Genomic DNA, 14874 nt, shown 5'->3' with positions numbered 1-14874 from the left:
TTCAGTCCTCCACCACCCAGGTGTCCTTGGTACCGCCGCCCTGGGACGAGTTCACCACCAGCGAGCCTTCGCGCAGGGCGACGCGGGTCAGGCCGCCCGGGACCACGCGGGTCTCGCGGCCGGACAGGACGAACGGCCGCAGATCGATATGCCGCGGCGCGATGCCGTTCTCGACGAAGGTCGGACAGGTCGAGAGCGACAGGGTTGGCTGGGCGATGTAGGCCGCCGGCCGGGCCTTGATGCGCTCGGCGAAGGCGGCGATCTCGGCCTGGGTCGAGGCCGGCCCGACCAGCATGCCGTAGCCGCCGGATCCCTGGGTTTCCTTGACCACCAGCTCCGGCAGGTTGGCCAGCACATGAGACAGTTCGGCGGGGTTGCGGCATTGCCAGGTGGGGACGTTCTTCAGGATCGGCTCCTCGTCGAGGTAGAAACGGATCATCTCGGTGACATAGGGATAGACCGACTTATCATCGGCCACCCCGGTGCCGATGGCATTGGCCAGCACCACGTTGCCGCAGCGATAGGCGGACAGCAGGCCGGGCACGCCGAGCATGGACTCGGGGTTGAAGGCCAGGGGATCGAGATAGGCGTCGTCGAGGCGTCGGTAGATCACGTCCACCGGCTTGGGACCACCCGTGGTGCGCATGAATACCCGCTCGTCACGGACGAGCAGGTCGGCCCCTTCCACCAGTTCCACGCCCATTTCCCGTGCCAGGAATGCATGCTCGAAGAAGGCACTGTTGAAGCGCCCCGGCGTCAGCACCACGACGCTGGGGTTATCCAGCGGGCTGGAACTCTTCAGGGTTTCCAGCAGCAGGTTGGGGTAATGATCGATGGGCGCGATGCGCTGGACGGCGAACAGTTCGGGGAACAACCGCATCATCATCTTGCGGTCCTCGAGCATGTAGCTCACCCCGCTGGGGGTTCGCAGGTTGTCTTCGAGGACGTAATAGGTGCCGTCGCCATCGCGCACCAGGTCGACCCCGGAAATATGCGCGTAGAGGTCGCGGTGCAGGCTCAGGCCCTGCATCGCCAGTTGGTACTGGTCGTTGGCCAGGACCTGCTCGGCGGGGATAATCCCGGCACGCAGGATGCGCTGCTCGTGGTACAGGTCGGCGAGGAACATGTTCAGCGCCTTGACCCGCTGGATACAGCCGCGCTCCACCACCCGCCATTCGCTGGCGGGAATGGCCCGGGGAATGGTGTCGAAGGGGATCAGGCGCTCGGTGCCCTGCTCGTCGCCGTAAAGCGTGAAGGTGATACCGGCGCGGTGGAACAGCAGGTCAGCCTCGCGACGCCGTTGTGCCAGCAGCTCCGGGGGAGTCTCCCCCAGCCAGCGGGCGAATTCCCGATAATGCGGACGGAGCTGACCGTCGGCGGCGTACATCTCATCATAGAAACTGCGAATCATGCCGAACTCCTTGTCACCCGTGCCCAAGGAATATCGCAAAGCCCGTGCCAGCAACAATAAGGCTTGTGAATCAAGCGGTTGCAAAGATTCAGGAAAGAGGCCGCACCAGACTTGTGCAGCTATCGCTACGCCTATGGGGCGTACGCTTCATTGCGAAGCGCGGGTGAATCCGGGGCCGCGCCAGGCGCCGCCCCGGAACGGGTTTCAGGTCAGCACACGCTCCTGCTTGACGCCCCAGCCTTGGGCCTCACCACCCAAGGGCCGGATCACTGCTTCGAAATCATGCTCGAATTCGCCGATCCCGCCATGGGTGGCGTACATGATCTTTTGCAATTCCAGTTGCCAACCTTCGTCGCTCTCGTGCACCGAGGCACACAGCGACTCGCCACGAAACTTGCCTGCAGCCCTGCGCGCCCGTTCCTCGTCCGGGAATACCGCGTAAAACTCGATGGGATGGATTTGGGTGAAATCGAAGCCGCCTTCTTTCATGCGGCGCAGCACGATGCTGCTGATGTCTTCGTACAGGTTGCTCATTGAATCGTCCTCCTCAATCACGATGGATAGACTTTCGGCGCGTTCACGCCACCCCGTTTACCTTGCGGCCGGGGTCTCGAGCGGATGTAACGACGGCAACGGCCGGCGCCGGAAAAACGACGACCATGTGTTCAGCGTAGCGTCAGGCTGGGCACATCGCCAGCCTGACGCTCAGGGCATTTCAGTGATGCCGGTGATGACCACTCCGCTCTGCTCCTTCAGCCACTTGGCAGTAGGGCTTTCAGCGCGGTCCTGGAAATCGTTGAGGTCGAGCTCGTCCATGATCGGGAACAGGTGGCCCCTTACCTGCCGCGCAGCGTCTTCGATGCTCGGGCGGTTTTCGCAAGCGAACAGCAACGCGGTGCGCTCGCCCTTCTGGTCCACGAAAGTGATTTCCCACTCTTTCATCTGGCGTTGTCCTCGAATGGAAGTACGGCCTACCTTCCGTTGACCTTGGCCAGTGGGTGTTGTTCCGGTTTTTTCATCCAACCGGCAGCTAAAAAAAAGACCCCGGCAATGCCGGGGTCCTTGGGTTAGCCAATGCTCGGGAAATCAGTCCGGAATACCGTGGACCACACCCGCAGTGTTATCCAGCAGGCTCTTGGTGGCCGTCTGGATGAAGGCCTCAAGCTTCTTCTGCATTTCGCTCTTCTGCGGGCCATCGATCAACTCGGCCTTGAACTCGCTGCCCACCTGGTAACGGTACAGCCGCGGTTCCATGTCCTTGGACTCGATCAGCAACTGATCGCCCTGGAACAAGCCGACGATCTGCTCGCTGCCCGACGGCTTGACCATGCCGATGCCCTGGTCGCCCTCGGGCAGGTTGAGCAGGTCGCGTCCCCAGCACTGATGACGGGTCTCGCCACCAAGACGGCCCATGATGGTCGGCACGATATCGATCTGGGTGCCCACGGTGTGGTCACGCTTGCCGAATTTTTCCTGGATGCCAGGAGCGATCAGCAGCAGCGGAACATTGAAGCGGCCCAGGTCCAGTTCAGTGACCTGCTGTGCATTGCCGAAGCCATGGTCGCCGACGATGACGAACAGCGTCTCCTTGAAATACGGCTCCTTGCGCGCCTTTTCGAAGAACTGGCCCAAGGCCCAATCGGAGTAGCGCATCGCCGTGAGGTGCTCGTCGAGACGCCCGAAACCGGTTACCGGCTCGACCGGCAGGTTCTTCGGCAGCGCGTACGGGGTGTGGTTGGACAGACTCTGCAGCAGCGCATAGAAGGGCTTCTTGCCGTAGTTGTGCGCCAGTTCCTGGGCGCCGCGGTCGAACATGTCCTGGTCGGACACCCCCCACGTCGGGTCGGAGAAGACCGGATTGACGAAGTCGTTGCGGCCGATGAAGGTGGTCATGCCCTGGTTGCCGAAGAAACCGGACTGGTTGTCCCAGGCGAAATCACCGTTGTACACGTACACGTCGTCGTAGTCGCGGGCGCTGAGCAGCGCCGGTAGACCGGAGAGCTTGTGGCCGCCTTCCGGGGTCTGCATCAGGTATTCGAAGCCCGGCAGGTTTGGGAAGCAGGCCATGGTAGCAAACATGCCCTGGTGGGTATGGGTACCGTTGGAGAAGAAGCGGTCGAACAGCAGGCCCTCCTCGGCCAGCTTGTCGAAGTACGGGGTAATGTTGCCTTTGCCACCAAGGGCGCCGACCGAGTGTCCGGCGAAACTCTCGAGGAGGATCACCACCACGTTCTTGATTGGCAGGGTCTTGTCCGCGGGCGGGGTGAAGTCACGGCGGATCGCCGCGCTGTCGGCATCGACCAGCTTGTCGTTTGGGGTCAGCAGCATCTCGCGCACGGTCTGCTGGGCAACCTGCGGATCGAGGGTGGCTTTCCAGATGTTGTCGCGGTCTTCGGAGAAACGGCTCTTGGCCGCATCGATCAGGGTCAGGGTGCCGTTCAGGCCCAACTGGTTGACGAAGTTGGAATCGGTAGTGAAGGCATCGCCCCAGCGCATCGGCGGCCCCTGGCGCAAGGTGCCACGGGCGGCGACCACGGCCACCAGCAGGATCATGAAGAACACCACGCCGCGCACATACCACGGCGCAACGCTGCGCACCCCGGCAAGGTTGCTCTGGTACTGGCCGCGGGGCCGGGTCAGGCGATCGATGGCCTTGAATGCCAGGCTCATGATCACCGTGCCGGCGACCCAGGCCAGCAGGTAGCGAACCACCGGGAACCCGTACCAGATCATGCTGGAAACGGTCTTGGGGTCTTCCTTGATGTACTGGAATACCAGGCCGTTCAGGCGCTGGTGGAACTCGCGATAGAAGTCCATCTCCACCAGGCCGAGGAACAGCGTGGCGCTGCCGGCGATGGTCAACCACAGGCGGAACAGCCCGCGAGCCGCCATGGCCCGGGCGCTGAGGATTGCCAGCAGCAACGGAATGCTCAGGTACACCACCACCCGCAGGTCGAAGCGCAGGCCGTTTAAGAAGCCTTCGGCAACCGTCGAATAGGGTGTGTCGCCGATCATGTCGCGGTTATAGACCAGCAGCGCGAAGCGCACGGCGCTGAGCATCAGCATGATCACCAGGCCGCACAGGAAGGTATAGAGCAGGTGTGATTTGACCGTCGGTTGCAGGCGCGAGGCGTCCGTTTTAGCCATGAAATGGAAGGTCCCTGGAATTCTGGTTATAGAAAGCACATCGAAGCCAGGCGGCGCCGCTCCGAGAGGATTTCCGGATGGCCAGCCACTGGACGGATGGGTAAAAGCGCGCGCGATTGTCCGCAATCGATTGTGAAAATTTCGTTGAGGCAACGCAAAGCGCGGATCAGGCTAGCCGGGTTGCCCGGCCAACACAAATCCGCGTGCAAAACCGGGACGTTGCGCTAGCGTGGTGTTTTCACGCTAGATGCGAACGTCGCCGCGCGGCCCGGCGATGGCCCAGATGATCAGGCCGAGCACGGGGAGGAGGATGATCAGCAGGATCCACAGGACCTTGGCTCCGCCACCGGCGCTGCTCTTGACCACATTAAGGATCGCCCAGATGTCGAGGGCGAGGATGACCAGGCCGGCAAGGCCATTGAACGTCGAACCCATGTTGAAACTCCCAATTCAAGCTGTAGCAAAGAATAGCTGGCTATCGGCCTTATAGACGCGCTTGTTTCATCGGCGTTCCGAGGCCTTGGTTACACTCGCTTGCAATTGTTCTGGAGATTCCTGCATGCCCCCTTCCCATGCCTCATCCGCCCCCGCTTCGCTCCCTGGTGCCTGGCTGCAACAGGCACAAGCATCGCCGTGGCTCAGCGCCGGCCTAGGCCTAAGCCTGCTGGCGGTGTTGTGGCTGATGGGGGCCAGTGCGTGGAACGCCATCCACGGCGATCATCAGGAAAACCTGCACATGGCCATGCTCGGCGGCCTCGCCGGTTTTTCCGCCACCGCCCTCGGCGCAGTGCTGGCGGTGATCCTGCGTGAGGTCAGCTCGCGTACCCAGGATGTGATGCTCGGCTTTGCCGCCGGGATGATGCTCGCCGCCAGCTCCTTCTCGTTGATTCTCCCGGGGCTCGATGCCGCCCGCGAGATCACCGGAAACGGCCCGCTCGCAGCGCTGACGGTCGTGCTGGGCATGGGTCTGGGCGTGCTGCTGATGCTTGGCCTAGACCGCTTCACGCCCCATGAACACGAGAGCACCGGCCCTTGCGGGCCGCAATCGGAACGCATCAACCGGGTCTGGCTGTTTGTCCTGGCGATCACCCTGCACAACCTGCCGGAAGGCATGGCCATTGGCGTGAGCTTCACCAATGGCGATCTCAACGTCGGCCTGCCGCTGACCAGCGCCATCGCCATCCAGGACATTCCCGAAGGCCTGGCGGTGGCCCTGGCCTTGCGCGCCACCGGCCTGTCGAGCCTGAAAGCCGCCTTGGTGGCGATCGGTTCCGGGGTGATGGAGCCCATTGGCGCAGTGATCGGCCTGGGCATTTCCAGCGGCTTCGCCCTCGCCTACCCGGTCAGCATGGGCCTGGCGGCCGGTGCGATGATTTTCGTGGTGTCCCACGAAGTGATCCCGGAAACCCACCGCAATGGCCATCAGACCTCGGCAACTCTCGGCCTGATGGGTGGCTTCGCGGTGATGATGTTCCTCGATACGGCTCTCGGCTAGCGGGCTGCCGTCAGACGTGCACCGCAACCCTCAGCGCTTCCAGGGCCGGCGCGGCGGCAATGTTCAACTCGGCGCAGAGCTCCAGCACCCGCGCCAGGTCGTCGCCGCAGACCAGGACCATCTGCAGTTCATCGTCGAGCAACTGGCTGAAGTTGACCAGCACGTAGCCACCGGCTTCCTTGTTCATGCTGCCCATCTGCACCTGGATGCGGTTTAGGGCAGTCAGTGCCTCGACCTTGGCCAGTTGCCTGGGCTTGAAATTGAACGGCACGCTCTTGTCGAAGGAAGCGACGATGGCGGCGAACAGGTCTTCGTAGGTGTCGGCCTGGAACAGCACGGTATCGGGCAGGCTGCCGACTACTACCCATTCGCCCAGGGGAATGGGGAACGTGTCGTCGTAATTGATATCCGGGTTGGCAGCGAGGAAACCTTCCGGATCGGCATAGGCCTGGGCCGCTTCTTCGGCGATGCGCTGGATATCCTGTTCGGACATGCAGCCGGAGCTGATCTTGCCGATCAGTTCGGCCAGTTGGTTTTTCATGGGACGTTCCCGGATGCTGGAAAAAAGGCGGCAAGGATAGCCGCCACCGGGTCAGTCGGCCAGCGCTCGCAGCCGCGCGGCGGTTTCCGTGGCGCCCATGGTCAGCGCCGAGGCCAGGGCATCGGCGCCACGAGCATCGCGACGGGTGGGGTCGGCGCCCTGTTCGAGCAGGTAATCGACGATGGCAAGCCGATTGAACATCGCTGCCATCATCAATGCGGTACGCCCGTCGCCCGCGGCGGCATCGGCGTCACCGCCATGTTCCACCAGCAGGCGGACCATCTCCAGATTGCCCTTGAACGCCGCCCCCGCGACCGGCAGCTGGCCGTTGTCGTTGGCCAGCAACGGATCGGCGCCATGCTCCAGCAGCACCCGAACAGCATCGAGATGGCCGTGGTAACTGGCTAGCATCAGCAGGGTATCGCCCTTGTGGTTGCGCAGATTGGGCGGCAGGCCTTTTTCCAGCAAGCGCCGGAGCATGCCGGCATCACCCTGGCGAGCACGCTCGAAAACCTCTTCAGCAAAGGCCTGCTGCTCATCGGCACTCATGCTGACGGGTTGCTGGTCGGACATTAGGAACCTCCTGGACGGTACAAAGCCAAATTGTTTGTCAGGGATTGATCCGTAAAGCCCGAGAATAATTCCATCCAGTCAATGGGAAAGATGATCTTGCAAATTGCACTGTGCAAATTGCACGACCTTGCACGATGCACGAAGGCGTTTATTGCCATCATTGACAAGCTATTGATTTAAAAGGATTTTTTATTGCATTGAAGCTGGCACGCAGGCTGCAACTATCACTCCATGTCTGCCACCCACAGCCAAGGAGCTGATATGGACCTCATTCAGGAAAAATTCGCCTCGGTATTCTCCGCCTACCAAGTCACCACCCAGGCCCGCCCTGACGGCGGCATCCTGCTGACCTTGCGCGCTGCGGACGGCAAGCAGACCAAGCGTTGCCTGTCCTACGCCCAACTGCACAACGCCGAGCAACTGTCGTGGGCGATCAGCGCGATTCGCCGTGACCTGGCCGAACAGGCCAGTGAACTGCCAGTGATTTCGATGCTGCAAAGCCAGCAGCGCTTTGCCTTGCCGACCTACCGCTAAAGAACAAGCAACACGGAAACTTGTGGGAGCGGGTTCACCCGCGATTGCGTCGGTGAAGCCACTAACGCGATCGCGGGTGAACCCGCTCCCACAAAGTCCCTGCCAAATGCTTTAGAACGTGTCATCCAAGCCTGGATAGTCGAGGGAACCCTTGTCTCCGGTCATCCGAGCCCTCTCCCCTTCCTTGCTCAAGAACCGCACCAGCACCAGGTTCGGCTGCTCACCGATGTCGAACCACTGTGCCACGCCCGCCGGCACAACCAGCAGATCACCGCGTTCGCCGATCAATCCGTAGACATACTCGCCGATGCGAATGTTCACCAGCCCACGCCCGCTGACGAAGAAACGCACATCGTCGCCCGCATGCGTGCGCTCATCGATCAGGCCGGCACGCAGTTCTTCCTTTTGCGGATGCTCCGGATTGACACTGAGCACTTGCAGCACGGTTGCGCAAAACTCGCTACGCAAGGCCTGTATTTGCTCGCCCAGGCTGGCGGTAACCTCGGCCTCGACCGTCCCGGGGCGAATGCGCTGCGTCACCTCGCGCTGCTCGAAACGCACGCCCTGCTCGGCCAGGGTCGTGGCGATATCGTCGGCATGGGTGAGGACCTTGTTCGGCGTATCGGGGGTGGACTGGTGGTAAACGCTGAGGATGCTCAAGGGGCAACTCCTGATCTTTCGAAAGCTCGGAAGAACGCTAGACCGCGTCCTCTTTCAACCGGGCCGCAATGATAACGGCTGCGGCCAGCGCCGCGACGCTGGCAATACTAAAGGTGATGGTCGGCCCCAGGGCCTTCCAGCTGTAGCCCGCGTATAACGCACCAAGCGCGCCGCCGGTGCCGGACAGCGCCGCGTAGAACGCCTGGCCCTGCCCTTGCTGGCGTGCGCCGAAGCTGCGCTGGACGAAGGCGATGCAGGACGCATGGAACGCGCCGAAAGTCGCCGCGTGCATCAGTTGCGCCAGCAACAGCACCAGCAGATGCTCGGCGAACGCGCCCAGCAGCCACCAGCGCAGTGCCGCCAGCAGGAAGCTGGCGAGCAACACCCGACGCAGGGAAAACCGCGCCAGGATCCGGCTCATCACCACGAACAACAGCACCTCCGCCAGCACGCCCAGGGCCCACAGCATGCCGATGATGCCGCGACTGTAGCCGAGGCTCTCGAGATGCAGGGTCAGGAAGGTGTAGTACGGACCATGGCTGAGTTGCATCAAGGCGACGCAGGCATAGAAGGCCAGCACGCCGGGACGGCCCAGTTGCTGGAGAAAGCCGCCGCTGGAAGGCAGTTCGGCGTGCTCCGCAGGCTGTGCATTGGGCACCCACAGGCTGGCGCAGACGATACCGGCCATGATGCACACCAGCGCCACCGGGTAGACGTCCAGGCTCAGCCACTCGAACAGCCGGCCGAGGCCTACCACGGTGAGGATAAAGCCGATCGAGCCCCACAGGCGGACCTGGCTGTAGCGCCCGGTCTGGCCTTGCAGGTGCGCCAGGGTGATGACCTCGAACTGCGGCAGCACGGCATGCCAGAAGAACGCATGCAGCGCCATCACCAGCGCCAGCCAGGCATAGCTCTTGTCGACGAAGATCAGGGCGAAACTGCCCAGAGTGCATAACGCCCCCAAGCGCACGATCAGCAGGCGCTGGCCGCTGCGATCTCCCAGCCAGCCCCACAGGTTGGGGGCCACGCAGCGCATCAGCATGGGGATCGCGACCAGCTCGCCGATCCGTGCACTGGAGAAACCGAGATGGTCGAAATACAACGCCAGAAACGGCGCGGTGGCGCCGAGCAGGGCGAAATAGAACAGATAGAAACTGGACAGCCGCCAGTAAGGAAGCGCCACGGCTAGCGAGCCGTGGCGCAAGGGATGAAGCAGTGCATCAAAGCTGGCCCAGTACCGGCGTGCTCACCCGTACATCGGCGTTCTGCCCGCGATGGCGCAGCAGGTGGTCCATCAGCACGATCGCCATCATGGCCTCGGCGATCGGCGTGGCGCGGATGCCCACGCAAGGATCGTGACGGCCCTTGGTGATGACGTCGACCGGATTGCCGTCCTTGTCGATGGAGCGACCCGGGGTGGTGATGCTCGAGGTCGGCTTCAGCGCCAGGTGGGCGACGATCGGCTGGCCCGAGGAAATCCCGCCGAGGATGCCGCCGGCGTTGTTGCTGAGGAAGCCTTCCGGGGTCAGTTCGTCGCGATGCTCGGTACCGCGCTGGGAAACACAGGCGAAACCGGCGCCGATTTCCACGCCCTTGACCGCGTTGATGCTCATCAGCGCATGGGCCAGCTCGGCGTCGAGACGGTCGAAGATCGGCTCGCCCAGGCCCGGCATCACCCCTTCGGCCACCACGGTGATCTTCGCGCCGACCGAGTCCTGGTCACGGCGCAACTGGTCCATGTAGGCCTCCAGTTCCGGCACCTTGTCCGGGTCGGGGCTGAAGAAGGCGTTCTCTTCCACCGAGTCCCAGGTCTTGAACGGTATTTCGATCGGGCCCAACTGGCTCATATAGCCGCGAATGCGGATGCCCTGGCTGGCCAGGTATTTCTTGGCGATGGCGCCAGCAGCCACGCGCATGGCGGTTTCCCGTGCGGAACTGCGACCGCCGCCGCGGTAGTCGCGCTCACCGTACTTGTGGTGGTAGGTGTAGTCGGCATGGGCCGGGCGGAACAGGTCCTTGATTGCCGAGTAATCCTTGGACTTCTGGTCGGTATTGCGGATCAGCAGGCCGATGGCGCAGCCGGTTGTGCGACCTTCGAACACCCCGGACAGGATCTCCACCTCGTCGGCTTCCTGGCGCTGGGTGGTATGGCGGCTGGTGCCGGGCTTGCGCCGGTCGAGGTCGCGCTGCAAATCCTCCAGCGAAATCTCCAGGCCCGGCGGGCAGCCATCGACAATGGCGACCAACGCCGGACCATGGCTTTCGCCAGCGGTGGTGACAGTGAACAGCTTGCCGTAGGTATTGCCGGACATGCAGACGCTCCGCGAATCAGCCTGATTTGAACAAGGCCGCCAGTATACGCAGGCTAACCAATCAGTTCATCCCTGATAGCGAACCTTCCCAGGCCGCTTCGGTCATACGGGCATCCCTCCACGTGTGTCCGATAATGCCGCGCCTTGCCGCCCTCCTCCTGATGTTCCTTTGCTGTACAGCCCAGGCCGCTCCGGCGGTGTTCCAGCGTCCGGTCAGCCTCGATACCGGCCAGGGCATCCTGCATGGCAGCCTGCTGCTGCCGCGCAGCGACACGCCTCCGCCAGTGGTGCTGATCATCGCTGGCTCCGGCCCCACGGACCGCGATGGCAACAACCCGGCCGTGGGACGCATCGATATCCTCAAGCGCCTCGCCCTGCAACTGGCGCGCAATGGCATCGCCAGCGTGCGCTACGACAAGCGCGGGGTTGCCGAGAGCCTGGCGGCGACACCGGACGAGCGCAACCTCAGCGTCGAGCGCTATGTAGCCGACGCTGTCGCCTGGAGCCGCAAGATCAAAGCCGATCCACGCTTCGGTCCGCTGATCCTCCTGGGTCACAGCGAAGGCGCGCTGATCGCCAGCCTGGCGGCAACACCCGCTGCTGCCGACGGCGTGATTACCCTGGCCGGCAGCGGCCGGCCAATCGACCAGGTACTGCGCGAACAACTGGCCGAGCAACTGCCGCCTGCCGAACTCAAGCGCGCCGAGGCCGTGATCGACCAGCTCAAGGCCGGCCGGCAAAGCGAGCGGTTGCCTGCGGTACTGAAGGATGTCTTTCGTCCCAGCGTGCAGCCCTACCTGATCTCCCTGTTTCGCCAGGACCCGGCTGCCGCGTTCTCCAGCGTGAAGGTACCGGCCCTGATCCTCCAGGGCCGTAACGACATCCAGGTCAGTCCTGCCGATGCCCGTGCACTGCATGCGGCCAAGCCCGATGCGCAGCTGGCGCTGATCGACGGCATGAATCATATGCTGCGCATCAGCCCGCCGGGCATAGGCCAACAGCGCGACGCCTACACCAACCCCGAGTTGCCCCTGGCCAGCGCCCTGGGCGAGCGGATCGTCGCGTTTGTGCAGCAGTTGGCAACCCGTTAAGCAAATTTGCCCTCCAGTCCTCGCCGCCGCGGCCGATAAGCCGATGCAGGCACCGCCATTGCAGGCTGCCTGGCGCGCATAAAAGAGGACCGCCTTGATGACAGATGCACCCACCCAGGACGCTGCCGAAGCGACCGACGAACCGGTTGCGCCGGAACCCGCTCCGTTGCCCTGGGCGGACCTTGCCCCGGAGCACTTCCAGTTGCTGCGCCTGGCGCCGCTGCCCACCGACCGCAACAGCGGCCCGCGCCCGCTGCGCTTCGTCCAGTACGGTTATGCCGAACGGCACAGCAAGGAGCACAGCCTGCTGCGCATGGAGATTCGCCTGCCCGGGCAGAAAACGCGCAAGGAACAGAATGTCCTAGACATCCGCGTCGATCACGCCGAGCGCCTGGTAACCGTGGGCCCCGACAGCGGGCTGCAGGTCGAACCGCTGAACCGCGGCATCGGCCGCTTCCTGGTGGCCCAGGGCGTGCAATGGGCCCAGCGGCGCTGGTCGGGCTATCGCCTGGAAGGCGGGTTGCTGGCGAACAAGGACGCCCTCAACGAAGACACCCGGCTGCGCCGCGACCACGTGCTGCATGCCAGCGGTATCGAGGTGGAGTACGCCGACGCCCAGCACCTGAAAGGGCGCTACGTGGAAACCCAGGTCGGCCAGCTCAAGGGCGGCTGGAACACCGACAAATTGCAGCGGGTCGACATCATCGATGCCGCCAACATGCTCCAGCAGGCCGAGCAGAAGCTGCATGAGAAGGAAGCGCAACTGCGCGAGCGGGACGAACGGGTCGCCAAGTTCAAGCGCGAGGACAGCGGGCTGCGCTTTACCATCACCTGCCTGGTGGCGTTCGCCGTGTTCCAGGCCGGGTTGCTGATCTGGATCGCAACACATCGCTGAAAATACACCGCGTACCCTGTGGGAGCGGGTTCATCGGAACGCCGAACCGCCGCGATTGCGTCGGTGAATTCACTACCGCAATCGCGGGTAAACCCGCTCCCACAGGGTCTGCGTGGTTCTTTAGACCCGCGAGGCGAACAGCGCCTGGTGCTTGCGGCATTGCTCGGCAGTCAGCATGAACACGCCGTGGCCGCCACGCTCGAACTCCAGCCAGGCGAAATCCACTTCCGGATACAGTTGCTCGACATGCACCTGGCTATTGCCCACCTCGACGATCAACAGGCCCTTCTCGGTCAGGTGATCGGCAGCTTCGGCCAGCATGCGCCGGACCAGATCCAGGCCATCGTTGCCACAGGCCAGGCCCAGCTCGGGTTCGTGGTGATATTCCGCCGGCATGTCGGCGAAGTCCTCGGCATCGACATAGGGCGGGTTGGACAGGATCAGGTCGAAACGCTGGCCCGGCAGGCCGGAGAAGCCATCGCCCTGGACGGTATAGACACGCTGCTCCAGGCCATGGCGCTCGATGTTCTGGTTGGCCACTTCGAGCGCATCGAAGGAGAGGTCGGCCAGCACCACTTCGGCGTCGGGGAACACGTCGGCGCTGACGATGCCGATGCAACCGGAACCGGTGCATAGATCGAGAATCCGCGCAGGTTCGGCGGCCAGCCAGGGTTCGAAGCGCTTTTCGATCAGTTCGCCAATCGGCGAACGCGGCACCAGCACACGCTCATCGACAATGAACGACATCCCGCAGAACCACGCCTCGCCCAGCAGGTAGGCGGTGGGCACACGGTCTTCGATGCGGCGCTTGAGCAGGCGCTGCAGCTTGACCAGTTCGTCGTCCTCCAGGCGGCAATCGAGGTAGCTGTCGGCCACTTCCCAAGGCAGGTGCACCGCGCCCAGCACCAGCAGGCGGGCCTCGTCCCAGGCGTTGTCGGCGCCATGCCCGAAGAACAGCTCGTGTTCATGGAAACGGCTGACAGCCCAGCGAATATGATCGCGCAACGTGCGCAGGCGGGAAGTGATCACGGCAGACTCCTTGAAAGACGACCGACGATTCTACCAGCCCCGCGCCGTGATGGGCCGCCACCACAAAAATGAGCCAATCGCTGACATGGCTGAGAGCCACTAACTACGCCACTTGTACGCTAAGCGATTCACATCGGCGGCCAAGCAGGGGAGAATAGCCAAAAAGCCCTAGCCAAAGGAGCCCTTGATGTCTGTTCCAACGACCATGTTCCACCTCAGTGGACGCGGCTATCCGCCAGCGAAGCTGAGCAACGCCAGCCTGGTGATCATCGATGCCCAGAAGGAATACCTGAGCGGCCCCCTGGCGCTGTCGGGCATGGACGAAGCCGTGGCGAACATCGGCAAACTGCTCGAAGCGGCCCGCAGGGCCGGCCGGCCGATCATCCATGTGCGGCATCTGGGTACCGTCGGTGGCCTGTTCGATCCGCAAGGTCCGCGTGGCGAGTTCATTCCGGGCCTGGAACCCCGCGGCGACGAAATCATCATCGAAAAACGCATGCCCAATGCGTTCAAGAACACCCGGCTGCACGAAACCCTGCAGGAACTCGGTCACCTGGACATCATCGTCTGCGGTTTCATGAGCCATTCCAGCGTCAGCACCACCGTGCGCCGGGCCAAGGACTATGGCTACCGCTGCACCCTGGTCGAGGATGGCTGTGCCACCCGCGACCTGCCGTTCAAGGGCGGCGTCATACCTGCCGCACAGATCCAGCAGAGCGAAATGGCGATCATGGCCGACAACTTCGCCTGCGTGGCGCCCGTCGACAGCCTGATCTGATCCGGCTGGCGTACGGAACCACCTCGACGATTACCGGTCGAAACCCGGATATCCACTGAGGAGATCGGCATGAAAATATCCGACGGTTTCGACGCCAAACGCCTGCGCCCGCGCCAGCCGGGCGCCTGGGGTTCGCGCCTGGCCGCGATGTTCGCCATGCTCCTGACCACCTGCGGCGTGCTATTGGCCATGGCCGGTGCCGCCAGCCTGCTGGGGCGCCCCGCTGCCCTGGGTGAACTCAACGACAATCCCGCCGCCGCCAGCCTGATCCTGCTTGGTGGCCTGCTGGTTCTTTACCTCGGCGTCTGGGTCTGGCGCCGTCGCCGCCTGCGCCTGCGTCGTGGCCGGGAGCTCGGCCTGTCCCCGCATTTGATGAAAAAACACGACTGACTGCGTAGACTCTGCGCG

The 14874-nt window shown here is 63.2% G+C and carries 17 protein-coding genes; 6 read left to right on the top strand and 11 right to left on the bottom strand.

Annotated elements, in window-relative coordinates; genetic code table 11:
- Position 1: 1 nt before the first annotated feature.
- From N7650_RS10105 to N7650_RS10085, 5 genes are all read right to left on the bottom strand, one after another.
- Positions 2–1411 (bottom strand): circularly permuted type 2 ATP-grasp protein, encoded by a 1410-nt coding sequence (locus tag N7650_RS10105; RefSeq protein WP_009394171.1) that lies wholly within the window; start codon positions 1409–1411, stop codon positions 2–4.
- 204 nt (positions 1412–1615) lie between these two features.
- Positions 1616–1945 carry a ribonuclease E inhibitor RraB gene (locus N7650_RS10100; protein WP_009394170.1) on the bottom strand — a complete coding sequence of 110 codons (330 nt, stop codon included), beginning with the start codon at positions 1943–1945 and terminating at the stop codon, positions 1616–1618.
- Positions 1946–2116: 171 nt separating this feature from the next.
- Entirely contained in the window at positions 2117–2353 is a 237-nt protein-coding gene (locus N7650_RS10095; RefSeq protein WP_009394169.1) for a hypothetical protein, read from the bottom strand.
- 144 nt (positions 2354–2497) lie between these two features.
- Complete coding sequence (locus N7650_RS10090; protein WP_009394168.1) at positions 2498–4558, bottom strand: LTA synthase family protein; 2061 nt, start codon at positions 4556–4558, stop codon at positions 2498–2500.
- A gap of 243 nt (positions 4559–4801) precedes the next feature.
- Complete coding sequence (locus N7650_RS10085; RefSeq protein ID WP_009394166.1) at positions 4802–4993, bottom strand: PLDc N-terminal domain-containing protein; 192 nt, start codon at positions 4991–4993, stop codon at positions 4802–4804.
- 124 nt (positions 4994–5117) lie between these two features.
- Here N7650_RS10085 and N7650_RS10080 point away from each other — a divergent pair, with 124 nt between their 5' ends.
- A complete protein-coding gene (locus N7650_RS10080) occupies positions 5118–6053 on the top strand; it encodes a ZIP family metal transporter (protein WP_009394162.1) in 936 nt (311 codons plus the stop codon).
- 10 nt (positions 6054–6063) lie between these two features.
- Here N7650_RS10080 and N7650_RS10075 read toward each other — a convergent pair whose 3' ends face one another.
- Together N7650_RS10075 and N7650_RS10070 are read right to left on the bottom strand one after the other, a co-directional pair.
- Complete coding sequence (locus N7650_RS10075) at positions 6064–6594, bottom strand: hypothetical protein (protein ID WP_279898054.1); 531 nt, start codon at positions 6592–6594, stop codon at positions 6064–6066.
- A gap of 51 nt (positions 6595–6645) precedes the next feature.
- Positions 6646–7167, bottom strand: a complete 522-nt coding sequence (locus tag N7650_RS10070; protein ID WP_064304915.1) for an ankyrin repeat domain-containing protein — start codon at positions 7165–7167, stop codon at positions 6646–6648.
- A 261-nt stretch (positions 7168–7428) separates the two neighbouring features.
- Here N7650_RS10070 and N7650_RS10065 point away from each other — a divergent pair, with 261 nt between their 5' ends.
- Positions 7429–7701: a DUF3509 domain-containing protein gene (locus N7650_RS10065; RefSeq protein ID WP_009394156.1), complete on the top strand. Its 273-nt coding sequence runs from the start codon at positions 7429–7431 to the stop codon at positions 7699–7701.
- A gap of 111 nt (positions 7702–7812) precedes the next feature.
- On the opposite strand, the gene N7650_RS10060 is transcribed toward N7650_RS10065, so the two are convergent.
- From N7650_RS10060 to aroC, 3 genes are read right to left on the bottom strand one after another with little or no spacing between them, the layout of a single operon-like run.
- Positions 7813–8361, bottom strand: coding sequence for an acireductone dioxygenase (locus N7650_RS10060; RefSeq protein WP_279898050.1), 549 nt, complete (start codon positions 8359–8361; stop codon positions 7813–7815).
- A 37-nt stretch (positions 8362–8398) separates the two neighbouring features.
- Positions 8399–9565 carry an MFS transporter gene (locus N7650_RS10055; RefSeq protein WP_279898048.1) on the bottom strand — a complete coding sequence of 389 codons (1167 nt, stop codon included), beginning with the start codon at positions 9563–9565 and terminating at the stop codon, positions 8399–8401.
- Between the two features lie 16 nt (positions 9566–9581).
- Positions 9582–10673: a chorismate synthase gene (aroC, locus tag N7650_RS10050; RefSeq protein WP_009394150.1), complete on the bottom strand. Its 1092-nt coding sequence runs from the start codon at positions 10671–10673 to the stop codon at positions 9582–9584.
- Positions 10674–10804: 131 nt separating this feature from the next.
- Between aroC and N7650_RS10045 the strand changes: the two genes are divergently transcribed.
- Both N7650_RS10045 and N7650_RS10040 read left to right on the top strand, forming a co-directional pair.
- Positions 10805–11764 carry an alpha/beta fold hydrolase gene (locus N7650_RS10045; RefSeq protein ID WP_279898078.1) on the top strand — a complete coding sequence of 320 codons (960 nt, stop codon included), beginning with the start codon at positions 10805–10807 and terminating at the stop codon, positions 11762–11764.
- A gap of 97 nt (positions 11765–11861) precedes the next feature.
- The gene (locus tag N7650_RS10040; RefSeq protein WP_009394147.1) at positions 11862–12659 is read left to right on the top strand and encodes a hypothetical protein; all 798 of its coding nucleotides are present in this window, start codon (positions 11862–11864) and stop codon (positions 12657–12659) included.
- A 120-nt stretch (positions 12660–12779) separates the two neighbouring features.
- Here the strand turns inward: N7650_RS10040 and prmB are convergent, their stop codons facing one another.
- Positions 12780–13688, bottom strand: coding sequence for a 50S ribosomal protein L3 N(5)-glutamine methyltransferase (gene prmB, locus N7650_RS10035; RefSeq protein ID WP_009394145.1), 909 nt, complete (start codon positions 13686–13688; stop codon positions 12780–12782).
- A gap of 187 nt (positions 13689–13875) precedes the next feature.
- On the opposite strand from prmB, the gene N7650_RS10030 reads away from it, so the two are divergent.
- Together N7650_RS10030 and N7650_RS10025 are read left to right on the top strand one after the other, a co-directional pair.
- Complete coding sequence (locus N7650_RS10030; protein ID WP_009394143.1) at positions 13876–14466, top strand: cysteine hydrolase family protein; 591 nt, start codon at positions 13876–13878, stop codon at positions 14464–14466.
- Positions 14467–14535: 69 nt separating this feature from the next.
- Positions 14536–14856, top strand: a complete 321-nt coding sequence (locus tag N7650_RS10025) for a hypothetical protein (RefSeq protein WP_009394138.1) — start codon at positions 14536–14538, stop codon at positions 14854–14856.
- The last annotated feature ends 18 nt before the right edge of the window (positions 14857–14874 follow it).

This window comes from Pseudomonas sp. GD04058 (genome assembly GCF_029836855.1).
In the GTDB taxonomy this organism is placed as follows: Bacteria; Pseudomonadota; Gammaproteobacteria; order Pseudomonadales; family Pseudomonadaceae; genus Aquipseudomonas; species Aquipseudomonas bharatica.
The sequence above is the reverse complement of the archived record's forward strand: the minus strand, read 5'-3'. Positions and strand labels throughout refer to the sequence as shown.